This window comes from Nocardioides sp. YJ-D4, assembly GCF_054031495.1.
Genome location: NZ_CM132932.1, coordinates 1172435 through 1195586, shown reverse-complemented (window position 1 = coordinate 1195586; position 23152 = coordinate 1172435). Strand labels below are relative to the sequence as shown.

The window sequence follows — 23152 nt, the reverse complement described above, 5'->3', positions numbered from 1 at the left end:
TCCACCATGAGCGTAACCAAGGCCACCATCGTCTTCGGCGGTCCCAGCGCCGAGCACGACATCAGCATCCTCACCGGCCTGCAGGCCGAGCGGGTCCTCTCCGGTGCCGGCGTCGAGGTGACGTGCCTCTACTGGGCGCGCTCCGACAAGTGGTTCCTGGTGCCCGCCAAGCAGGAGGCGCGTGACTTCCTCGGCGGCGAGCCGAAGGGCTCCAAGGCCGTCGAGTTCCGCCTTGGTACCGAGAAGGGCGACGGGTTCTACACCGTCGGTGGCTTCGGCGGCGGCAAGCGCCTCGAGACCGGCCCGATCCTCTCCGCCTTCCACGGCGGCGCGGGCGAGGCCGGCGGCATCCAGTGGCTCTTCGAGCTCGCCGGCCTCAAGGCGACCGGCGCGACCCCGGCAGCGGCGGCGCTCGGCATGGACAAGCTCGCCTTCGGTGCGGTCATGCTCAACGCCGGCCTCCCGTCGCTCCAGCGCGAGCTGCTCTCGCGCTACGCCGCCCCGTCCTTCGAGGGCCCCTACATCGTCAAGCCGCGCTTCGGCGGCTCCTCGATCGGCATCGAGGTCGTCGACGACTACGAGACCGGCCTGGCGCTCCTCAACACCTCCCCGCACCTGCGTGCGGGCGCGGTCGTCGAGCCGTACCGTCCCGACCTCTTCGACCTCAACGCCTCGGTGCGCACCGCGCCCGAGGTCGCGGTGAGCGACGTCGAGCGTCCGCTGCGCTCGGGCGAGGCGAAGATGTACGACTACTCCGCCAAGTACGTCCACACCGACGGCCTCTCCTCCTCCCCGCGCGAGTTCCCGGCCCAGGTCGAGGAGTCGGTCACCAAGCAGATCAAGGACCTGGCCGTACGCGTCGTGGAGCTCACCGGCCTGACCGGCATCCTCCGCATCGACTTCCTCTCCGACGGCAAGGGCGAGGTCTACATCAACGAGGTCAACTCGATCCCCGGCGCCCTCTCGCTCTACCTGTGGCCCGACACCCCGGCCTCCGAGGTGCTCACCAGCGCCATCGCCGAGGCCGAGAAGCACATCCCTCAGGTCACTCGGAACTTCGAGGAGGGCGTCGCCCTCAAGGCCGCCGGCGGCATCGCCGGCAAGCTCACCGGCCTGAGCTGAGCCCGAGTCGGCGCAAGCTGACCGAAAACCACGCCGAGTCGGCGCGTTCTAACGCGCCGACTCGGCGTGGTTTTACGTCAGGACGAGCCGACTCGGGCTCAGCGGGACAGGGCGCGCTTCAGCAGGGCGAGGGTGACCTCGCCCATCGAGGTGCCGTCGTGCTTGGCGGCGAAGGGGAAGACGCTGGTCTCGGTGGCGCCGGGGGTGATAGCGACCTCAAGGACGACGAAGCTGCCGTCGGGGGTGACCATGAAGTCGGTGCGGGAGATGTCACGCATGCCGAGCAGCTCGTGGGCGCGCACGGCGGTCTCGCCGAGCTCGGCGAGCAGCGCGTCGGGGAGGTCGGGGCGGCCGAAGCCGACGAACTCCGCGGTGTAGCGCGCCGCGAAGTCGAACTCGTGGCCCTTGCTGAAGTCGATGGCGATCGGGGTCAGCGGCTTGACGCCCTCGTCGGTCTCGTGGACGACCACGGAGACGTCGATGCCGGCGTAGAAGCGCTCGATGAGCGCCTCGTCGCAGTAGGCGTAGGTCTTGACCAGGGCCGCGGGAAGGGCGGAGAGGCCGTCGACGCCTGTGACGCCGAGCGCCGAGCCGCCGCGCGAGGGCTTGACCACGACCCGCTCGCCCAACCGCGAGATGACGTGCTCCATCAGCACCGGCGCCCCGACGTCGCGGAACGTCGTCGACGACAGCGAGACCGAGTCCGGCACGGGGATGCCCCCGCGGCGCAGGAGCTCGCGGGCAGCCGTCTTGTCGAACGCGACGCGGCAGGAGGTGGAGACGGTGCCGACGTACGGGATCCCGATCAGCTCCAAGAGCGTCTGGATCTCGCCGTCCTCACCGAACTGGCCGTGCAGAGCCGGCAGCGCCACGACCGCCTTGTCGCGTTCGAGGTTGTGCAGCAGCGCCCGGTCGAAGTCGTACGCAGCCACCTCCACGCCCAGCGCCGACAGCTCGCGCACGAGGTTGCGACCAGAGGCCAGCGACACGTCGCGCTCGTGGCTCAGCCCGCCGGCGATGACGGCGACAGGTCCGGAAAGGGGAGGTGTGCTCATGAGTTCGTTCTAACAGACGGCCGGGAAGAGCCGTCAATCTCAGATATGGACGACCGGGCAGGTAAGGGTGCGGGTGATGCCTTCGAGGCTCTGGACCCGGGCTACGACCAGCTTGCCGAGCTCGTCGACGTTGCGGGCCTCGGCGCGGACGATCACGTCGTACGGACCGGTGACGTCCTCAGCCAGGGTCACGCCCTGGATCTTGCCGATCTCGGTGGCGACCTCTGCGGCCTTGCCGACGTCGGTCTGGATGAGGATGTACGCCTGTACGACCATGGTGCTGCTCCTGTTCTCCGTGCCTTCCTTGGCACAACGTCAGGCAAGTAACCTATCGCGTTATCTATCGATCGACCTACACCGACCCTGAGGATAAGACGACCGGAGTGAGTCACCGCACGAAACGCGGAGACGGAGTGATGCGTGTCCCGGTATCTGCGCGTGTGGCGGGAAGGGTTGGATGGAGCCATGGCTTTTCCGAGGGACACGACGCTCGCCGACATCGGTGAGTTCGGGCTGATCACCGAGATGACCAAGCACTTCGCCCAGGGGGAGCAGGTGCTGGTCGGCCCCGGCGACGACGCCGCACTGGTACGGGTCAAGCAGGGGCACGTGGTGGTCTCGACCGACCTGCTCGTCGAGGGCCGCCACTTCCGGCGGGACTGGGCCGAGGCGTCCCACATCGGCCACCGGGCGGCGGGTCAGAACCTCGCCGACATCGCCGCGATGGGTGGCGTCGCCCACTCGATGACCCTCGGGCTCGCCCTTCCCTCGGACCTTCCGGCCGAGTGGGCCGTCGACTTCGCGGAGGGGTTCGCCGCGGAGTGCTCGCTGGTCGGGGCCTCCGTCGTCGGCGGCGACATCACCGGCGCCGACCAGATCGTCATCTCCGTGACCGCCATCGGCGCGGTCGCCCAAGCACCGGTCCTGCGCTCGGGCGCCGAGCCCGGCGACGTACTCGCGCTGTGCGGCCGTCAGGGATGGGCCGCGGCCGGCCTGGCGATCCTCAAGCGAGGGTTCCGGTCACCGCGGGTGCTGGTCGACGCCTACCGCCGCCCACAACCGCCGTACGCAGCCGGCCCCGCCGCCGCGGCGGCCGGTGCCTCGGCGCTGATCGACGTCTCCGACGGGCTCCTGTCCGAGGCCCGGCACATCGCCGATGCCTCGGAGGTCTCCATCGACGTGCACACCGCCGCGCTGACCATCCCCGACGAGCTCAACGCGGTCGCCTCGGCGACCGGTGCTGATGCGCTCGCGTTCGTGCTCAGCGGGGGAGAGGATCACTCGCTGCTGGCTGCGTTCCCGCCTGATGTCGAGCTGCCGGACGGGTGGGTCGTGATCGGGACGATCGGCGAGCCTGGTGGGGAGCCTGTCACGGTTGACGGGGAGGTCTATGAGGGGTCGACGGGATGGACGCACTTCTGAGGCTGGGCGTCCGTGTCCGGGGTTGATTCTCCGTCTGGCTTGCGTCGGGTTTGCGCCGAGTCGGCGCAACCGCACGCCTCGCTCGCTTCGCTTCGCTCCTAGGCGTGCAGTTGCGCCGACTCGGCGCCTCTCGGATCAAAGCAGAAGGGCCCCGCTCAGCGCTTGCGCGCTGCCGCGGGGCCCTTCGTGCTTTGAGGTCAGCGAGCGACCTTGCCGGCCTTGATGCAGGTCGTGCAGACATTCATGCGCTTCGGGGTGCCGTTGATGACGGCGCGAACGCGCTGGATGTTGGGGTCGAAGCGGCGCCTGGTCGCCTTCTTGGACCACGGCCGGTTGTTGCCGAAGCCCGGCTTCTTGTCGCAGATGTCGCAGACGGCAGCCACCGTGAACTCCTGAGGTTGAATAGATGATCGAGGTCGATTGGATAGTGTCGGCGGGCGCGATGAACGGCTGCCCTGCCGAGACAACCGAACAAGCGTAGCCCGTCCGGCTCTGCCCGGCGAAATCGTCAGTCGTCCGAGCGGCGATCCCGCCACCTGTCCAGCGGCGCGGCCAGTGCGGTGGCCAGCTTCCACCGCTTCGACCCGCGCAGATCGTCGATCTCGGCGCGCTGGCCGGCGAGCTGCTTGCGCTGCGACTCGAGCCGCCGCCGCTGGTCCGCGACGACCCCACGGAGCCTGGCGACCTCGTCGCGCAGCTCGAGGCCGTGCTCGACCCAGTCGGGGATCGCGGGCACCGCGGGGAGGTCGGGGGAGAGGCCGCGGCGCAGGACGACGTAGAACTCGATGTCGTTCTCGGGCACCGGCAGGAGCGACTCGACCGACCAGCCGGTCAGCCCCAGCCGGCGCAACTCGGCGATGATCTCGGGGAACGAGCGGTCGGTGTAGGTCCACACGTGGCAGTCGACGTACTCGCCTCGGCGGGCGCGCTCGACCTGGGCCCTGGTGTAGCCGAGGTCGTGGATACAGGTCTCGGCCTCGCTCGGCCCGCGGTGGTGGAGGCGCTTGGCGTCGGTGTTGACCGCGGACCGGTGGTGGTCGAAGACGGCGCGGACCGACGGGATCGTGTCGCCGTCCTCGTACGCCTGCAGGATCTGACCCATCGTGGTGGGCGGGCGATGGGCATCGAAGGTGTAGCGCCGGTCGGGGATTACCAGGACGAGGGCTCCGTCGGGAGCGACGACGGCCTCGACCTGCGCCAGCCATCCGACCAGGTCGGGAACGTGCTCGACGACGTGGCTGGCCAGCGCCCAGTCGAACGGGGCGCCCTCCTTGGCGGCCTCCTCGAGCGTACGCATCCGGGTGCCGTCCCACATCGGATAGTCGATCTCGGGGATGGTGTCGTGGTTCACCCGGGAGTGTTCGGCGTACGACTCGAAGAGCCGGTCGCGGTCGTAGAGATCCAGATAGGAGACCTCCGCGGCATCTCGCGGGATGAGCGGTTGGTGCAGGGGTCCGATCTCCAGGCCGCGCCCGGCCGAGAAGTCGAAGATTGCGTTGACGCGTTTCGCGCGTGGGGTCGGGGTCGGGATCGACATCCGTAGTCCTTCGGCGTTGGGGAACCTCCACACTAGGGATGGATCGTCACCGCCGCAGGGGATGACTCCGTAGAAGTTGTTACTCGCTCGTGTCTTTGCCGCAGCCTCGGATTTGTTCACCCGTCGTTTACCCCGTACCCAGGCACCGCCTACCCTGGGGGCCGCGATACCGGGAAGTGTGTCCGGCGTCACGGTGTCTGGGTGTATGCAGGGGTGTGTCGAGGAGTAGGGAGGGCAGCGTGGCCGAGGTCAAGCTCGATCTGTTCCGCCGGTTCGGCGACCTGGCGACCGACGCGCTCGCGTCGCACCGCGAGGAGATCGACGCGCTCAACGTCTTCCCGGTGCCCGACAGCGACACCGGCACCAACCTCTACCTCACGATCGCCGCCGCCCGTGACCGGCTGCGCGAGTTCACCGGCCCCGACTGGCGTGAGGGGCTGCGCGCCTTCTCGCGCGGCGCACTGCTGGGCGCCCGCGGCAACTCGGGGGTGATCCTGGCCGAGATGATCGGCGCCCTGCTGCGCCGCCTGATCCAGGCCACCGAGGACGAGCGCACCGCCACGGTCTTCGCCGACGCGCTGCGCAGTGCCGGCAACGCCGCGTACGCCGCGGTGGGGGAGCCCCAGGAGGGCACCATGCTCAGCGTGCTCCGGGCCGCCGCGGACGCCGCCGAGGCGTGCGTCGAGATCGACGAGACTGCCCGCACCCGCGACGTGATGTCGGTCGCCGCCAGCGCTGCCCGCGCCGCGCTGGCCCGTACGCAAGAACAGCTGCCCGCACTGGCCGCCGCCGGGGTCGTCGACGCCGGTGGCCGCGGGATCTGTGTGCTGCTCGACGCCTTCGAGACCGCCCTGACCGGACGCCGTCCGAGTCCGCAGAAGCCGATGGCGAGCACTCCGCACATCCCGATCCCGATCCAGACAAGCATGGGCGCGGCCGACGGCCACGCGCTGGAGCCCGGCGGCCCGGCGTACGAGGTGATGTACCTGCTCGACGCCGAGGATGCCGCGATCCCCGACCTCCGCAAGCGGCTCCAGCCGCTGGGCGACTCGCTGGTCGTGGTCGGTGGCGAGGGCATCTGGAACGTGCACGTCCACGTCGACGACGTCGGTGCCGCGATCGAGGCGGGGATCAACGCCGGACGACCCCACCGGATCCATGTGACCCACTTCGCCGAGCAGATCGCCGGCCAGGCCCATCGCCATGCGACTCGCGGTGGTCGGGCGGTGATCGCGTTCGCGGCCGGGCCGGGTCTGGCCGAGCTCTTCCGTGGTGCCGGCGCGATCGTGATCGAGGGCGGCCCGCACCGGCGCCCGACGACCTCCGAGCTGCTCGAGGCGATCACCGCGTCCGGCGCCGACGAGGTGATCGTGCTCCCCAACGACGCCCCGACCCGGCAGTCGGCCGAGGCCGCGGCCCGCACCGCCGAGGACGACCTCGACATCAACGTCGCGGTCATCCCGACCCGCAGCCAGGTGCAGGGGCTGGCGGCGATCGCGGTCCACGAGCCCGGCCGGAAGTTCGACAAGGACGTGCTGGAGATGACCGCCACCGCGCGACACGCGCGGCATGGTGCGGTCACCATCTCGAACACCCGAGCGATTACCATGGCTGGGCCGTGCATGCCGGGCGACGCGCTCGGGGTGCTCGACGGAGACTTCGTCAAGGTCGGCCAGGACCTGGAGACGTGTGCGACCTACGTGCTCGCCCGGCTCATCGGTGGTGGCGGCGAGCTGGTGACGCTGGTCTCCGGCCTCGAGGACCCCACGGGTGAGCTCGCCGGCGCCGTCGCGGCGTGGCTGGCTGCCAACCATCCGGCCGTTGATGTGATGGTGTACGACGGAGGCCAGGAGCGCTACCCCCTCCTGATGTCGGTGGAGTAGAGGAGAAGAGACGGTGCCGATCACCCTCGAGTCGCCGATCGAGGCCGTGCTGGGCAACAGCAAGCACGCCACGAAGTTCACCAAGGGTCTCGGGCTGCGCACCGTCGGCGACCTGCTCTACCACTTCCCGCGGCGCTACCTGCGCACCGCCGACCTCAGCCAGACGCCGCAGCTGCACGAGGGCGAGATGCTCACGGTGCTCGGCGAGGTGGTCCGCAGCGTCGTACGTCAGCACACCGACCGCCGCACCGGCCGGCCCGCCTTCCGCGTCGAGACCCAGCTCAAGGCCGGCACCGCCGACCTGCAGCTCACCTTCTTCTCCAAGTCCCAGCGGATCGCCGAGTGGCGCCGCGGCGTGCTCGCCCCCGGTGTCCGGGGCGTCTTCGTCGGCAAGGCCGGATCCTTCCGCGGCGAGTGGCAGCTGGCCAACCCGCAGATGGTCGTCTTCGGTGACCCGTCCGACTCCGAGAACGCCGCCGAGGCTGCCGACAACCAGATGGCGGTCGAGGAGCTGACCGAGCTCTTCCCGATCTACCCGCTCACCGCCGGGCTCCAGCACTGGGACGTGATGCGCGCGGTGCGATTCGCCCGGCAGGTCGTCGAGGACGTCACCGACGTGCTCCCGGAGCAGCTCCGGGAGACGTACGCCGTTCCGGGGCTGCGCGACGCCCTGGACCTGATCCACGCACCCCATGAGTTCAAGGACGTCCAGCGCGCCCAGCGGCGCTTCCGGTTCGAGGAGGCGCTCGGGCTGCAGCTGGTGCTGGGCCGCCGGCGACGGGCGCTCCAGGCGCTGGGCACCACTGCCCGCACCGGCGGCGTCCACCACCTGCTCGAGGCCTTCGACGAGCGGCTGCCGTTCACCCTCACCAAAGGACAGGAGGAGATCGGCGAGGAGCTCGAGGCGGCGCTGGCCCAGCCCCACCCGATGAACCGCCTGCTCCAGGGTGAGGTCGGCTCCGGCAAGACGCTGGTCGCGTTGCGCGCGATGCTGCGGGTCGTCGACTCCGGGGGCCAGGCCGCGCTGCTGGCGCCGACCGAGGTGCTCGCCCAGCAGCACTACCGCTCGATCACCGCGATGCTCGGCGATCTGGCCGCCAGCGGCCTGGCCGGCGGGCTCTTCGCCGGCGACCAGGAGCAGACCCATGTCGAGCTGCTCACCGGCTCGATGACCAAGACCCAGCGCAAGGGGCCGCTGAGCCGGATCGCCACCGGCGAGGCCGGGATCGTGGTCGGCACCCATGCCCTGCTGCAGGACCAGGTGATGTTCGACGACCTCGGCCTGGTCGTCGTCGACGAGCAGCACCGCTTCGGCGTCGAGCAGCGGGCCGCCCTGACCGACAAGGCCGGCACCCCACCGCACCTGCTGGTGATGACCGCGACGCCGATCCCGCGCACGGTCGCGATGACCGTGTTCGGGGACCTCGAGGTCTCCACGCTCACCGAGCTCCCGGCCGGACGCGCCGAGATCCAGACCAACCTGGTCTCGCTCGTGGAGCATCCCGCGTGGATCGCCCGGGTGTGGGAACGTGTCAAGGAGGAGGTGGAGAAGGGTCACCAGGTCTACGTCGTCGCCCCGCGGATCAGCGGCGACGAGTCCGAGCAGGGGGAGAGCGACCAGCGCGACTTCGATGCCGACGGCAACGAGGTCAAGGCCGCCCCGGCTCAGCTCTCCGCCGTCGACGAGGTCACCGAGGAGCTGACCACCGGCCCGCTGCAGGGACTGAGCGTCGCCAAGCTCCACGGCAAGCTCCCCGCCGAGGAGAAGGAGCGCACCATGAGCGCCTTCGCCGCCGGCGACATCGATGTGCTGATCGCCACCACCGTGATCGAGGTCGGCGTGGACGTACCCAACGCCACCACCATGGTCATCCTCGACGCCGACCGCTTCGGCGTCTCCCAGCTCCACCAGCTGCGCGGCCGGGTCGGCCGTGGCGGGCTGCACGGGCTGTGCCTGTTGGTCTCCCACGCCGAGACCGGCACCCCGGCCAGGACCCGCCTCGACGCGGTCGCCCAGACCACCGACGGGTTCGAGCTGTCGCGGGTCGACCTCGACCAGCGCCGCGAGGGAGACGTGCTCGGCGCCTCCCAGTCGGGCCGCCGATCGAGCCTGGAGAGCCTGCGGGTGCTCCGCGACGAGGAGACGATCCTGGAGGCGCGCGAGGCGGCCGAGACACTGCTCGAGGCCGACCCGGAGCTCGCGACCGCGCCGCTCCTGGCCGAGCGGGTCACCGAGATCGAGGAGTCCGCTTCCGCCGACTACTTGGAAAAGTCCTAAGGTGTCCCAATGACTCGGATCATCGGAGGCGTCGCCGGAGGGCGACGCCTACTCGCTCCCAAGGGGGTGCGGACCCGTCCCACCACCGACCGGGTCCGCGAGGCCCTCTTCTCGGCGATCGAGTCGTCCTACGGTTCGCTGGCCGGGCTGCGCTTCCTCGACCTCTACGCCGGCACCGGCGCGGTCGGGCTGGAGGCCTGGTCCCGCGGCGCCGGGGTCGTGACCCTGGTCGAGTCGGATCGGCGTACGGCCGGGGTGATCCGCTCCAACGCGAAGGAGCTCGGCTTCCCGCGGGCCCACGTGGTCGCGGCCACCGTGGCGAGCACCCTGGTGACGCCACCGCCGGCGCCCTACGACCTCGCCTTCCTCGACCCGCCCTACCCGCTCTCCGACGACGCCGTCTCCGAGGACATCGCGCTGCTGGTCAAGCACGGCTGGCTGGTGCCGGGCGCCCTGGTCGTCGTCGAGCGGTCCGCACGCAGCCCCGAGCCGGTCTGGCCCGACGGGTTCACCGACCAGAAGTCGAAGAAGTACGGCGAGACCACGCTCTGGTACGGCCACGCGCCGGACTGACCGGCTGGACTGACCGGCCGAACTGATCGAATGGGAGAAGAAACAATGACGCGTCGTGCGGTGTGCCCGGGTTCGTTCGACCCGCCCACGTTCGGCCACCTCGACATCTTCACTCGCGCCTCGGCGATCTTCGACGAGGTCGTCGTCGCCGTCGGGGTCAACCCGTCGAAGTCGAAGCGCCTGTTCACACCCGAGGAGCGGATGGAGATGATCACCGAGGTGACCGCTCCGCTGGGCAACGTACGGGTCCAGGCGTTCACGGGTCTGGTCACCGACTTCTGCGTCGAGATCGACGCCCAGGCGATCGTGAAGGGGCTCCGCGGGGCGCCCGACCTGGAGTACGAGGCGCCGATGGCGCAGATGAACGCCCACATGACCGGCGTCGAGACCGTCTTCCTGCTCAACGACCCGCGCTGGGCGGCGGTCTCCTCCTCGCTGATCAAGGAGATGGCCCATTTCGGTGGGGATGTGTCGGCTTTCCTGCCGCCGGATGTTCTCGCACGACTCACCAAGCGTTTGGCAGAACGTTCCGAGTAAGGGGGACCGTTCGCCGGTATCGTCTACTGGGCAGTTCCTTTGGGCTACCCCGACAATCCCTTTCCCTGGAGATCAATGTCCACCTCAGGCCGTTCCCCGCTTTCCTTGGCCAAGCAGTCTTATGCCGCTTCCCTCAAGGCCGTCGGTCGCGGGCTGACGAAGACGGGACTCGCGAAGGAGACCGCGCCGCCGGTCGAGCAGCGCTGGCGTCACTGGGCCCACTCGCTCACCAAGGTCTACGACTCACTGGCGATGGCGAAGCTGGACGTGCCGTGGTGGACCTACGACGCGATCGCCGCGGTCGACGCCTGGCTGAGCGAGCGTGAGCGCCCGATCCGGATCTATGAGTACGGCTCCGGCGCCTCCACCATCTGGCTCTCCCGCCGCGCCGACGAGATCCACTCCGTCGAGCACCACAAGGGTTTCGGCGAGATGATGCAGGCCGAGCTGGCCGGCGAGGAGAAGATCTCGCTGCGGGTCATCGAGCCGGTCGCCAGCGACAACCCCGTCGTACCCTCGCAGAAGGAGGGCCACGCGGGCCTCGACTTCGAGGCGTACGTCAACTCCATCGACGACGTCGACGGCGAGTTCGACCTCGTGGTGATCGACGGGCGTGCCCGTGAGGCGTGCCTGGAGAAGGCCAAGGACCGGCTGGCTCCCGGCGGGATCATCGTCTTCGACAACAGCCGTCGCAAGCGCTACGTCGAGGCCATCGCCGCCTCGGGGATGAAGGAGACCATCCACGCCGGTCTCACCCCGACTCTGCCCTACCCGGAGCGCACCTCGGTCCTGACGAAGGGCTGAGACCCACGTCATCACGGGCGCCCGGCGTGGATCATCCACGCCGGGCGCCCGCTCTCATAGGGTCGCCGTCATGGCGTCACCTGGGGACTCGAGAACTGATCACACCGAGCCGGTCGGGATCATCAGGTGGGCGACGTTCGCCGGGGTCTGTGTCGTGGCGCTGGTCTGGGCGGCCTACTCGGTCGGCGCCCAGAACGGCTCGTTCCTGACCCAGGACTTCGGCGCGCAGTATCACCTGGCCGAGATCACCGCCCACGGCGCGATCCCGCTGGTCGACTTCGAGCACGGCTGGAACGCCGGCTCGTTCTGGGTCAACGCGGCGCTCTACGCGATCGCGGGCGGCAGCCCGACGGTCTGGTACTTCCTCTGGGGCCGCCTGCTCGGTGCCGGCCTCGGAGCGGTCCTCGCCGCCGCGATCGGCCTCCGTCTGCGGCTGCACCCGGCCGTGATGATCGCGCTCGCACTCGGGGTGCTCCTGCTGGCCACCCCGTTGCACATCAAGTACACGATCTGCCTGCTGTGGGTCTTCGTCCTGCTGCCCACCGGTTGGCTCGAGTCACGCCCACGCCTGGCCGCGGCCGCGCGGGTCCTCCTCCCGGCCCTCGTCTTCTGGCAGTACGTCGAGCTGGCCGTGCTCCTCACCGGCGCCTCGGGGCTCTTCGAGCTGTTCGCCCGACGCTTGGCGTCCTGGCGCACCCGGATCCTCAACTGTGTTCAGCTGGCTGGGGGATTCGTGCTCGGGCTGGTCGTCCAAGCGGTGGCGTACAAGCTCGTGTGGGGGCTCTCCTTCGCCGACTTCAACCGGCAGGTGATCCTCGGGCAGACCGAGACGCACGAGGGTTCGCAGTACGCCGTGTGGAACTTCTTCGACCTGCCGACCGAGTCGGGGCGCTTCTTCATCCTGGCGCTCTACCCGTTCGCGCTGCTGATCCCCTTCGTGCCGCTGGTGTGGCAGCGGATCTCGGACTCCACCCGGCTGGTTGCGCTGGCCGGCCTGGTCCTCGTCGTCGTCCCGATCCGGCGCGTCGACAACCCCCACACCACCACCGTCTCAGCCCTCGTCCTCCTCGCCGTCGTCCTGGCGGTGGCCGAGCTCTACGAGCGCCGTACGTCCCTCGCGGCTGGGGTGAGAGCGCCGGCGATCGCGCTACCGCTCGCCGCGGCCGGCGCTCTGTGGGCTGCCGCGACCCTCTGGATCGGCTTCGGCCTGCAGAGCATGGCCGGCGCCGTACTGCTCGTGGCCTTGGCGGTCGCGGGTGCAGTCCTCGGATCGACGTTCCTGCGTGGTGCCGTTGCGGCTGTCTCCGCCGGCGCGCTGGTCGTGCTCGGCTGCGTACCCGCTCTCGCCTCCGTCGACCATCTCAACGACATGCGCCGCGACGCGAAGTCGTTCCAGGTGACCGACGCGATCACCCGCTGGGCGGGCCCGGAGTACGAACGCTGCAGCGGTGGCACCCGCGAGGCGCTGGTGATGCCCAACTATCTGGAGCTCTACGACACCCTCGAGATCACCAACCCGACGCCCTACTACCTGTTCCACTACGACTTCGCGCAGTACGAGGACGTGCTGGTGCCTCAGCTCGAGGACGGCTCGATCCCGGTCATCATCGAGACCATGCCGCTGCACACGCCGCAGCCGTGGCTCACCGATGCCATCCGTGCGAACTATGTGCCGTGCTCGGTCGTGAGGATCGAGAAGCAGGCGACGACTGTGACGATCTGGACTCACAAGTCTCGGGGGAGGGTTGAGCAGAGGGATCTGAGTGTTCGGGGTGGGGAGATCGTGGCGACGCGCTGAGGGGTGCCGTGTTCTTGTGGTTGGGGTTTGCCGCCGACCCGTTCTTGGAGGGTGTTCTCGCCGCCGTCCGGAGTAAAGGACGGCCTTCGGCCGCCGGCTGACGCCGGTCGCCTTCGGCGATCCTTGACACCGGACGTCGCCGAGAATTTTGGCTGGCTATCGGGTCGGCGGCAAGGGTGTGGCGCAGCGGTTTGGGCTGGGTAGGGGCTTGGGATCTGGGGTGGGCCGATCGCCGGAAGGAATTTTCCTTCCGGCGAGGCGAACGAATTTTCGTTCGCCTCAGAGGGGCCTGGCCCGGGGTGGGGTTGGTGCGTGGAAGAAAATTTTCTTCCACGCGGAGACCCATGTCTGATCTAGGAGTGGAGCGGTCACCCGCCGTGAGTGCCTGTGCCGTGGCCACACCCGGGCCGCCGCCCCGATAGCCAGCCAAGTTTTTTCTCGACATGGTCCGGTGTCAAGGATCGCCGAAGGCGACCGGCGTCAGCCGGCGGCCGCAGGCCGTCCTTGACTCCGGGGCAGGTCGAGAACACTCTCGAAAACGGGTCGGCGGCCCAAGACCAGCCCCGTACAACAGCCGAAAAAACACAAGAAAACCCCGCGTACGCCCGAAGACAAGAGCCACCCAAAAAGACACGCACCAAGAGCAGAAGATCACCAGAGAACCGACATAGGCTCACCAAAAGCCCGCAAGCCCCATCCGAAGGTCCCGAATGCTCCACTCCACACACGAGGACCCCACCGACGTACGTCTTCCAAGACGGCTGCTGGCGGCGATGGTACTGATGGCGTTTTTCGCCCTGAGCCTGAGCAGCTATGTCGCCCTGACCCGGGCGCTGCAGTACCAGACCCGCGACGAGGGGCCGAACGCCGGCTACGCGGTGGAGCTCGCCTCGGGACGGCTGCCGACGATCGACACGCCCGTGACGACCGATGTCCGTCGGTATCCCCAGGTCGTGGCGGGGCTGGACACCATGGGGGACGAGCCGCACCGCCACATCTGGACCGCCAACCATCCTCCGCTCTACTACCTGATGTCGCTGCCGTTCGTGGCCGCGGCCGGGGCTCTCGACGCACCCCAGGTGATGATCGTCGGGATGCGCCTGATCAATGCCGTCGGCTCCGCGCTGTGCGTGCTGCTGGTGGGCCTGATCGCCTTCGAGGTGACCCGGCGGGCGGCGGTCGCGTTCTTGGCCACCGGGATCAGCGCGTCGTGTGCCGTACTGGTGACCGCCGGCGGGCACATCGCCAACGACGGGGTCGCGGTCGCGGCGTCATCGCTGACCCTGCTGGCCGCGATCCGGATCCTGAGCCGCGGCCTGTCGCCGGGGCGCCTGACACTGGTCGCGCTGGCCGGGGCCGCCGCGGCAGGGGCGAAGGCTCCTGGGGTGCTGACCGTCGTCCTGTGCGGCGCTGCCATCGCGGTGGCTCTGGTGCTGCGGGACCCCTCGCGTCGCGGCGTGATCCGGGCTCTGGGGGCCTCGGCCGTGGCCACCGGCGTTCCGGCGCTCGCCACCGGATGGTTCTACGTCCGCAACATCGTCCTCTACGGCGACCCGACCGCCTCCGAGGCACTGCTGGACAAGTTCGACCGGGAGCCGAACGGCAATTGGTGGCAGGTCGTGACGGACGGCTCGCTCTGGGTGGACTGGTACGAGCGCCTGTGGGCGCCGCTGCTCGCCGAGGGATATGCGACGGGCGCCGATGTGCTCGCCGTCGTCGCGGTGCTCGGCCTTCTCGCCCTGCTCGTCCGCCGCAGCACCACCCGACCCACGGACGAGCCCTCGACAGCGGCCGGATGGCTGCTGCTCGCAGCTCACGCAGCGCTCGTCCTGGCGAACCTGGTCGGCTTCGTCGCGGGCGGCGGGAACCCGAACGACCGCTACCTGATGCCGCTCATGCCCCTGCTGGCCACGGTGCTCGCCGTCGGCATCTTGGCGATCGTCGACCTGATCCCGGCCGGCTCGCGCGAGTCACGGAGCCGGCTCGCGGCGGCCGTGATCACGCCCGTGCTGGGCGTCTACGCCCTGCTCATCTTCGGCTGGTTCATCAACTCGGTGACCTACGCGGGCCGGCTTCCGAACTCCGACGCCCGGGGTGCCGGACTCGTGGTCGCCGTGGGGATCGTGTGCGGCGTGACCGCCGTCTGCCTCGCGGCGCGGCCGCCCAGGATGTACGCCGCCGGCAGCAGCCGCGAAGCGCAGGCGATGCGCCAGCACCAGGAGCCTCAGCATCGCTCCATGACCTAGGTCCCGGCGATCCACCTGCGGGAGCCTGCCGCAGCGCGTACCTTCGGACCATGCCCGATGCGTCGGCCGCGACGGCGAACCCATCGCACGAGCACCGAGTGCGTGAACCCATCGGCTTGGTCAGATGGGCCACCTTCGCTGTGATCGTTGTCGTCGCCGTCGTACAGGCCGCCTACACCCTGACCGCGCAGATGGAGCCGTTGACCGGGGACAGGGGAGCGCAGTACTACCTGGGCAAGCTCACCGCCGAGGGTGCGATTCCGCTGGTCGACTTCCAGCACGGCTGGAACGCCGGGTCCTGGTGGGTGAACAGCCTGGTCTACCGGCTGGCCGGCGGCGACCCGCTGTGGTGGGAGTTCCTCCTGGGGCGCTTCTTCGCAGTGACCCTGTCGGCTGTCCTCGTGGCGGCGATCGGCCTGCGCAGACGCCTGCATCCGGCTGCGATGGCCGCCATGGCGCTGGCCGTCCTGACCCTCGCGTCGCCCGCACAGGTGAAGTACGTCCTACCGGTCGTCTTCGTGTTCCTCCTCCTGCCGGGAGGCCGGCTCGATTCCGGACGCTGGGGGTTGGTGGTGCGGGTGCTCGTCCCTGCGGCCCTCTTCTGGCAGCACGTCGAGCTGGCGATCCTGCTCACCGGCGCGGCTGGACTGTACGAGCTCATCGGGCGGGACCAGGCGCCGCTGCGGGACAGATTGGCACGAAGTGTCGCCCTCGCCGTCGGAATCCTGGCCGGATTCGTCTCGGAGGTGCTCTTCTACCGGATCGGATACGGGATGAGCCTCGGCGAGCTCAACCGCCAGGTCATCCTCGGTCAGACCCAGCAGTTCCCGAAACACTTCGGCTGGCCCTTCTTCGTGCCGTCGGACGGAGAGGGCTATCTCATCGTGGCCGTCTACCCGTTCCTCCTGCTGCTGATCTTCGTGCCGGTCGTGTGGCGTCTGGCGAGCGAGCCGACACGGTTCCTCGCGTTGTGCGCTCTGCTTCTCGCGACCATCCCGATCCGGCGTCCCGGCCCCGGGCACACCGAGACCGTGAGCGCCCTGCTGTTCGCGGCTCTGGTGTTCGTCCTCTGCGACGCGTATGACCGCAGGGACCAGGTCTCGTTGCCGGGCCGGCCGACACCGATGTCCGTCTGGAAGGTGGTGACCGCGATCGTGGGGCTCGCGGCCGGAGCAGCGTGGGTCGGTGCGGCTCTCGCCTTCGGGTTCGGTGCCCACAGCCTGATCGGGCCGGTCATCCTCGTGCTCGTTGTCGGCGTCATGATGATCGCTACGAGGCTGCCGGCGAGGTTGATCCCCGTCTCGGCGGGTGCCTGCCTCGTCCTGGCGGCGGTCCCCCTCGCTTCAGCCGTCGAGCACGTCGACGACCTGAGCCGGGACAGTCGTCAGATCGAGGCCGCCGATGCCTGGGCGGACGCGGTACGGCCCGAGATGACACGGTGCCTGAAGGGCGGGCGCACCGCCTTCGTGCTGGGCAACCACCTGTCGATGTACGACGCCCTCGACATCGAGAACCCGACTCCGTTCTACCTCTTCCACTACGACTTCGACCGCAACCAGAAGCAGCTGACGGCGATGATGGAGAGCGGAGAGGTCCCGGCGGTGCTGCAGATGACCGCGATGGCACCCGGCGGCTGGGTGGAAGCCGCGGTCGAGAAGGGCTATGAGCCCTGTGCCGAGATCTGGATTGCGAAGGATCATCAGCGCATCCGCATCTGGGCTCACCGCTCCCTCGAGCCGTTCGAGAAGCGGAGCGTCACGGTCGAGCCCGACGGCACCAGGACCTCGGTGCCTCTGCCTACCCCTTAGGCCGACGTACGCCGCCCGACAACCGCCCCCAGAGCAGCCAGCAGCACGTCGGCGATGAGCAGGAGGACACGGGAGGCGAGCGCCACGGTGAGCGCCTCGGGGACCCCGATGATCGGGCCGAGGGTGAGGGCGAGCAGCCCCTCACGGATCCCCGCGCCGGCAGGGGCGGGGATGAACGCGATCCCCGCGGCCCACGCCAGGGCCATCCCACCGGTCGCGGCCGCGACCTCGAGCAGCCCGATCGAGGCGTACGACTGCATCATCACGGCCAGGTGGAGGCCGAAGGCGACCCAGGCGAGCACCGCCCAGCCGATCGCGGTGAAGAGTCCCCGCGCGGTGAGGCGTACGTTGAGGGGTTCCCGGCCGAGCCGGGCGAAGAGCCAGTCGAGCACGCCCGGGACGACACGCGGGTGCAGGCAGACGGCCAGCGGCACCAGCAGAAGCAGCAGCCACCAGTAGCGGTCGAGGCCCTCGGAGGACGACCAGGGGAGCAGGAGCGCGCCGACGCCGATGCCGCTGGCGACGACGACGCCCATGAAGAGGATGTTGGCACCGAGCATCGTCCGGCGGGCGACGCCCCAGCGCAGCCCGAACTGCATCTGCGCGACGACCGGCCACACCGAGCCGGGCAGGTACTTGCCCAGCTGGGAGACGTAGAAGACCGAGTGGGAGTCGCGCAGCGACGGCCGGATGCCCATCCCGTGCAGGATGGCGACCCAGATCTGGGCGATCAGCATGGTGCCGACGATCGCCAGGAACCCGGCGATCGCGACGCGGCCGAGGCTCAGCTCCTGGACCGCGATGGCCAGGTCGGCACGCTGACGCCAGACCAGATACGCGCCGCCGAGCACGACGGCGAGGGCGAGCCCGATCTTGAGCAGCCGCTTCTTCAGACTGGGCCTCGCGGGGCTGGGGGTAGCCGACGACCCGGCCCCCGTGGCGGAGACCGGGTCGGAGTGGGTCGCTGTCACAGGCTGGTCGTCCACGTCTCGCCGGACTGGGCAGATGACTTGCTCGCGCGCGGTGTGTGCGGCAGGTCGAACTCGGCGACCGAGGTCTGGTCGCGGAGCATCTCGGTGCCGGACTTGCCGAAGCGAGCCTTCTTGGTGTGCTCCAGGTCGTCCTCGATGAGCACTCGGTTGGTGCGGATCAGGTCGGAGATCACGCCGAGCATCGCGGACATGAAGGCCAGGTTGATCAGCACGCCGCCGAGCAGCAGCGACTGGATGTGGTTGCCGTTGTCGCCGCTCAGCCACAGCACGAGGTAGCGGAAGAACGGGATCGCCCCGAGGACGAAGAAGAAGGCGGTGAGCCAGACGAAGATGGCGTACGGCTTGTACATCATGTAGGAGCGCACGATCGCCGCTCCCGACTTCATGATGTGCTCCGGCATCGACTTGAACAGCCGCGACTCGCGCGTCTTGGCGTTGGTCTCGATCGGCACCGAGGCGATCTTCATCCGCTTGTTGCCCGCCTGGATGATCGTCTCCATGCAGTAGGAGAAGCGGGTCACGGTGTTGAGCAGCATCAGCGACTCGCGCGAGTAGGCGCGGAAGCCGCTGGCCGCGTCGGGCAGGTCGGTCTCGGCGGCCATGTTGACCACCTTGGAGCCGACCTTCTGCAGCTTCTTCTTCAGCCCGGAGAAGTGCTCGATCCGGTCGACCTGCCGGTCGCCGATGACGATGTCGGCCTGGCCGTTGATGATCGGCTGGACCAGGTCGGCGATCCGGTCCTGCGGGTACTGGTTGTCGCCATCGGTGTTGACCACGATGTCGGCGCCCAGCTCGAGCGCGCGAACGACCCCGTCGTGGAAGGAACGGCCGAGCCCCTGGTTGCGGGAGTGGTGCACGAACTCGCGCACGCCGTGCTCCTTGGCCACCTCGACCGTCCGGTCCGTGCACCCGTCATCGACGATCAGGATCACGATCTCGTCGATTCCGGGGATCTGCTTCGGAATCGACTCCAGCACGGACGGGAGCGTCTCCTCCTCGTTGAGGCAGGGGACTTGAACGACAAGCTTCACAGGGACCTCAGGGCAAGTAGTGGGACCGAACACGGAATTCGGCGCAGATGAGGGGCTTCTGAACTGCCACATTACCGCGTGGATTCCGCGGCCCGACGGCCCCTCGCGGGTGTCATCCGGCGTATGTGCTAAGGCAACCTGGTGTTCAACACCGGTCTACGCCGTGTCCGCTCCGTCGCCCGCGAGCCGGGTGGATCGGTGGGCTAGGGACGGTCCTGAGGTCGGGGAAGGTCGTCGCGGAAGCGTGCCGGCCGACCCTCCTTGCGGGCGCGCGTGGCTTCCTCGAAGTTGTCGGTGAGCAGGCGTAGGTAGAGCTGGCCGATGCCTTCGATCGGCATGTAGCTCTCCATCGAACCGGCTGCGATCCCGGCATGGAGCGACTTCTTGGTCAGCTCGATGCCCGGCTGGGAGAGTTCCGCGATCCGCGTCCCGATCGCGACGGCCTCCTCGAGCACCGGGTCGGCCAGACGCGAGACGAGCCCGATGCGGGCGGCCTCCTCAGCGCTCAGGTCGCGGCCGGTGAACATCAGATCCGCCGCGTGGCTGGAGCCGACCGCCCGCGGCAGCGGATAGCTGAGCCCGAGCTCGCTCGCGGTGAGGCCGTTGTTGATACCGGCCGCACGGAAGTACGCCGCGGTGGAGGCGATCCTGATGTCGCAGGCGAGAGCCAGGCAGAGCCCGCCCCCGATGGCCGCACCGTTGACCGCTGCGATGACCGGTTGGTGCAGGCGGCGGATCGTCCCGATCACGTCCTCCAGGAGATCCAGCGACCGCAACGCATAGCCCGGTCGGGCGAGCCCCTCGGTGTGCGGCGGCCGCCCGGCCGACTCCTGGTCCGCGCCTGCACAGAAGGCACGGCCGGCGCCGGTGATCACGATCGCTCGGACGCTGTTGTCGTGGCCGATCTCGACCAGATGGTCGCGCACCGGCACCATCACGTCGAACGACATCGCGTTCATCCGCTCGGGACGGTCCAGGGTGAGGACCGCGACGCCGTCGGCCGGGCGGTCGACCGTGACGTACGGCATGGTCAGCTCACCTTCTCGCCGCAGAGGGCGTTGGAGATCTCCCGGCCATCCATCTCGGCGTACGTACAGCGCGCCTCGCCGGCGATCTGAGCAGCCATGAGCGAGACCTTGGTACGTCCGCGGACCGGTGTCACGCCCGCGGTGTCGCTGGGTGGAACGCGTTCTAGATGCTGGTGTCCTGAGGGGTCGCGGAGTCGTTCCTGCTTCGCCGCCACCTGCGGAACACGGTCGGGATGACCAGGAGGGCAAGAAGACCGAGAGCGCCGACTGCGGAGATCACCGCCCCGGCCCGCAGGCCGGGCGCCTCATAGCGGAGGGTGACCGTGTGGGTTCCGCCGGGGACGGGCACGGCAGCGAAGGCGTGGTTGCCGACGACCAGGTCCACCGGTCGGCCGTCGACCGTCGCCGACCAGCCCGGGCGGGCGATCGAGTCGGCGACGACCAGGTAGCCGGCTCCGTCCGCGGTGACCTCGGAGGAGATCGTCTCGGCCTCGTCGCGGCGTACGTCCACCTCGGCGGTCGAGCCGGACGCGGCCGGCGTCGAGTCGTCGTCGAGGAGCACCGTGCCGGGGGCGACGCCCTCGGTCAGCCGTCGCACCCGCGTGGGCCCGTCCGTCACGACCTCGCTGCTCCCTGCCCAGCGGATCCGGGGAAGCGCGCTCGCGCGCTCGTAGACGACCGCGCCGGCCGAGGTGTGCACGACGCGCAGGCCGTCGCCCTTCTCCGGACGGACCGCAGCGCAGACCGCGGAACCGTCGGTACGGCCGGCCAGCTGGACCGGTTTCCGCTTCCCCGCGAACGAGATGGTGACCGGCACCGGACCGGACGCGAAGCGGTGGTCGGGGATCGCGACGCGCAGCCTCTCCCCGCGCTTGAGCGGCCGGTTGACGGCGATGGCCCGCTTGGAGGTGACCTTCTCGGCGCCGGTCCCGACGCTCACCCGGACGACCGTCGGCGTCTGCGCCCGGGGCTTCAGGCCGTCAGGCACGGTGACCTCGATGCCACGCAGGTCGCCCTGCGGGACCTGGCAGGTCGCCTGCTGGCCGGGCATCACGGTGAGCGGCTGCCGTTGCGCGCCCGGCACCGGTGTCGGCGAGGAGACCCCGATGACCTCCATCGGCTGGGTCACCCAGTAGCGGACCGAGAGCTGGTCGAGCACCGGTTGACGCCCCGGGGTGGGTACGTTGGCGGGGAAGTCGCTGTAGGTCGGGGACAGCTGGGCGTCCGGGCTGACCGCGGCGATCAGCGACTTCCACTCCGCCGAGGTGAACTCATGGCCCGTCGGCGTACGCAGCCGGTAGTGGTCGGCGACGGCCGTGTGCTCCCAGCTCGAGGCGCCGTAGCGCTCCTCTCCGAGGTTCTTCTTCAGGAACTCGTGGGCCGGCGTGACCGGGTAGAACTCGTCGCGGTCGGTGAGCGGCAGCACCTCCCGCGCGAACATCGTGCTCTGCGCGAGCACCGCCAGGACGAGGACCAGCGGGCCCAGCAGCCGCAGCCGGCCCCGCAGCAGCAGCGTCGCCGCCACCGCGAGGACCGAGACCACTCCCAGCAGCGCCGGCACCCGCAGCTTCGCGGCGACGTCGGGGATCGGCCCCGGGGCGCCGTCGATGTAGACGTACGCCGCGTACAGGAAGTACGCAGCCACCCCGGCGGCCGCCAGCAGCACGAGCAGCGACACGACCAGACGCGGACACCAGGACCGACCCTCCTCGTCGGCAGTCCGCGACACCTCGGCCCGCTGGACGAGGCGCTCCAGCCCGATCCCGGCCAGCACCGCGCACAGGAACCCGAAGACCGAGTTCGCCCGCCCGAAGCTGTTGGAGCTGTAGCCGGGCAGCTTCTGCAGCAGCTCGAGCGGCAGCCCGCCGACCCACAGCAGCCAGACGACCGCGGCAAGTACGACCGCGAGCAGAGCGGGCGTCGAGGGGCGGCGGCCGCCGGGGAGCCTGACGATCAGGGCGCACAGGACCAGGATCAGCGCCGCGACGCCGATGAACGAGATCGACTCGATCGGGTTGTCCTCGCCGAACCAGAGCCCGTCGACGCAGGTGCCGTAGACGTCAGGGGCAACCGTCGTCAGCACGAGACTGGCCGGCTTGACCTGGTTGGGGACCCGCCCGTCGAGCCCGAGAGCGCTCATGTTGAGCGCGAAGGGGAGCACCTGGACCGCGGAGAGCGCGACGCCGAGCCCGACCCCGCCTGCGGCGATGCCGCCCGCGACCAGCGTGCGCCGCACGTCCCGCAGCGCCAGCGCCCGGACGACCACGTAGATCCCGCCCAGGGTCAGCGCGAACATCGTCACCGCCGGGAACCCGCCGAGCAGCATCGCGGCGACGACCAGGCCGACGGCGGCGAGGTCGCCCGCGCCGCGCTCGCGCACCGCACGGTCCAGAGCCCACAGCAGCAGCGGGATCAGGCAGGCGACCTTGGTGTGCGGCCAGTTGGTCCACATCATCATGAACCCGGAGGTGAAGAAGACCAGGCCGGCGACCAGCGCGATGCTGCGCCGCACCCCGAGCCGGCCGAGGAACAGCACCATCCCGGCCAGCACCAGGACCAGCTCGGTCAGCTTCACCCAGGCCGGCGCCAGCCACAACGGCATCACCCAGTAGGGCCACGAGACCGGGCTCAGCACCGCATGGTTCGGCAGCGAGGCCAGCGGCGCGCCGCCCACCTCGTACGGCGCCCAGGTCTGCCAGTTGCCGTGGCGTGCGCCCTCGACGATGTTCTCGACGCCGGGCAGGTAGTAGTCCCAGGTGTCCCCGCGGCACCACAGCGTCCCTTGCGGAATCGGGCCGTCGGCGGCGTACGGCATCATCGCGTGCAGCCATCCGGTGTCCAGCAGCATGCCCTGACCCACGAGCGCGGGACCGAAGGTCACCGCGACGAAGAGGACGAGAAGTGCCAGGACGACGCCTGAGCGCCACCGATCGGATCCAGTCACAACAGGGGAGGGCACAGGCCGAAAATCTATGAGTAGTCGGGAACCGACGTCGGTAGCGCGCGCGGTAGGTCGGTCAAGTTGTCTTTCGGGCGTT

The 23152-nt window shown here is 69.6% G+C and carries 18 protein-coding genes; 10 read left to right on the top strand and 8 right to left on the bottom strand.

What is annotated here, in order from left to right:
- Window positions 1-6: 6 nt before the first annotated feature.
- On the top strand, window positions 7-1122 hold the full coding sequence (locus tag ACW14X_RS05705) for a D-alanine--D-alanine ligase family protein (RefSeq protein WP_160024544.1): 1116 nt from the start codon (window positions 7-9) through the stop codon (window positions 1120-1122).
- A gap of 98 nt (window positions 1123-1220) precedes the next feature.
- Here the strand turns inward: ACW14X_RS05705 and ACW14X_RS05700 are convergent, their stop codons facing one another.
- Window positions 1221-2177 (bottom strand): D-alanine--D-alanine ligase family protein, encoded by a 957-nt coding sequence (locus tag ACW14X_RS05700; RefSeq protein ID WP_141803690.1) that lies wholly within the window; start codon window positions 2175-2177, stop codon window positions 1221-1223.
- A gap of 39 nt (window positions 2178-2216) precedes the next feature.
- Window positions 2217-2453, bottom strand: coding sequence for an Lrp/AsnC family transcriptional regulator (locus ACW14X_RS05695; RefSeq protein WP_091049571.1), 237 nt, complete (start codon window positions 2451-2453; stop codon window positions 2217-2219).
- Between the two features lie 189 nt (window positions 2454-2642).
- On the opposite strand from ACW14X_RS05695, the gene ACW14X_RS05690 reads away from it, so the two are divergent.
- Window positions 2643-3599 (top strand): thiamine-phosphate kinase, encoded by a 957-nt coding sequence (locus tag ACW14X_RS05690; protein ID WP_457164987.1) that lies wholly within the window; start codon window positions 2643-2645, stop codon window positions 3597-3599.
- Window positions 3600-3796: 197 nt separating this feature from the next.
- On the opposite strand, the gene rpmB is transcribed toward ACW14X_RS05690, so the two are convergent.
- Together rpmB and ACW14X_RS05680 are read right to left on the bottom strand one after the other, a co-directional pair.
- Window positions 3797-3982, bottom strand: a complete 186-nt coding sequence (rpmB, locus tag ACW14X_RS05685; protein ID WP_141803692.1) for a 50S ribosomal protein L28 — start codon at window positions 3980-3982, stop codon at window positions 3797-3799.
- A 125-nt stretch (window positions 3983-4107) separates the two neighbouring features.
- Window positions 4108-5136, bottom strand: coding sequence for a class I SAM-dependent methyltransferase (locus ACW14X_RS05680; protein ID WP_457164986.1), 1029 nt, complete (start codon window positions 5134-5136; stop codon window positions 4108-4110).
- 239 nt (window positions 5137-5375) lie between these two features.
- On the opposite strand from ACW14X_RS05680, the gene ACW14X_RS05675 reads away from it, so the two are divergent.
- From ACW14X_RS05675 to ACW14X_RS05640, 8 genes are all read left to right on the top strand, one after another.
- On the top strand, window positions 5376-7019 hold the full coding sequence (locus ACW14X_RS05675; RefSeq protein ID WP_350718972.1) for a DAK2 domain-containing protein: 1644 nt from the start codon (window positions 5376-5378) through the stop codon (window positions 7017-7019).
- A 13-nt stretch (window positions 7020-7032) separates the two neighbouring features.
- On the top strand, window positions 7033-9297 hold the full coding sequence (locus ACW14X_RS05670) for an ATP-dependent DNA helicase RecG (protein WP_457164985.1): 2265 nt from the start codon (window positions 7033-7035) through the stop codon (window positions 9295-9297).
- Between the two features lie 9 nt (window positions 9298-9306).
- Entirely contained in the window at window positions 9307-9870 is a 564-nt protein-coding gene (gene rsmD, locus ACW14X_RS05665; RefSeq protein ID WP_160024539.1) for a 16S rRNA (guanine(966)-N(2))-methyltransferase RsmD, read from the top strand.
- Window positions 9871-9915: 45 nt separating this feature from the next.
- Window positions 9916-10407 (top strand): pantetheine-phosphate adenylyltransferase, encoded by a 492-nt coding sequence (gene coaD, locus ACW14X_RS05660; protein WP_457164984.1) that lies wholly within the window; start codon window positions 9916-9918, stop codon window positions 10405-10407.
- A 105-nt stretch (window positions 10408-10512) separates the two neighbouring features.
- A complete protein-coding gene (locus tag ACW14X_RS05655) occupies window positions 10513-11211 on the top strand; it encodes a class I SAM-dependent methyltransferase (protein WP_355230117.1) in 699 nt (232 codons plus the stop codon).
- Between the two features lie 70 nt (window positions 11212-11281).
- The gene (locus tag ACW14X_RS05650) at window positions 11282-13009 is read left to right on the top strand and encodes a hypothetical protein (protein WP_457164983.1); all 1728 of its coding nucleotides are present in this window, start codon (window positions 11282-11284) and stop codon (window positions 13007-13009) included.
- A gap of 782 nt (window positions 13010-13791) precedes the next feature.
- Complete coding sequence (locus tag ACW14X_RS05645; protein WP_457164982.1) at window positions 13792-15255, top strand: phospholipid carrier-dependent glycosyltransferase; 1464 nt, start codon at window positions 13792-13794, stop codon at window positions 15253-15255.
- A gap of 98 nt (window positions 15256-15353) precedes the next feature.
- Window positions 15354-17063 (top strand): hypothetical protein, encoded by a 1710-nt coding sequence (locus tag ACW14X_RS05640; RefSeq protein WP_457164981.1) that lies wholly within the window; start codon window positions 15354-15356, stop codon window positions 17061-17063.
- On the opposite strand, the gene ACW14X_RS05635 is transcribed toward ACW14X_RS05640, so the two are convergent.
- The 4 genes from ACW14X_RS05635 to ACW14X_RS05620 all read right to left on the bottom strand — a co-directional run bounded on the left by ACW14X_RS05635 (window position 17060) and on the right by ACW14X_RS05620 (window position 23058).
- Window positions 17060-18034, bottom strand: coding sequence for a hypothetical protein (locus tag ACW14X_RS05635; RefSeq protein ID WP_457164980.1), 975 nt, complete (start codon window positions 18032-18034; stop codon window positions 17060-17062). The two genes, ACW14X_RS05640 and ACW14X_RS05635, sit on opposite strands and share 4 nt — an antisense overlap.
- A complete protein-coding gene (locus ACW14X_RS05630) occupies window positions 18031-19086 on the bottom strand; it encodes a glycosyltransferase family 2 protein (RefSeq protein WP_350718982.1) in 1056 nt (351 codons plus the stop codon). The genes ACW14X_RS05635 and ACW14X_RS05630 overlap by 4 nt, the downstream gene beginning before the upstream one ends.
- Window positions 19087-19289: 203 nt before the next feature.
- Window positions 19290-20114 (bottom strand): enoyl-CoA hydratase, encoded by an 825-nt coding sequence (locus tag ACW14X_RS05625; RefSeq protein WP_457164979.1) that lies wholly within the window; start codon window positions 20112-20114, stop codon window positions 19290-19292.
- A gap of 163 nt (window positions 20115-20277) precedes the next feature.
- Window positions 20278-23058: a YfhO family protein gene (locus tag ACW14X_RS05620; protein WP_457164978.1), complete on the bottom strand. Its 2781-nt coding sequence runs from the start codon at window positions 23056-23058 to the stop codon at window positions 20278-20280.
- Window positions 23059-23152 lie beyond the last annotated feature (94 nt).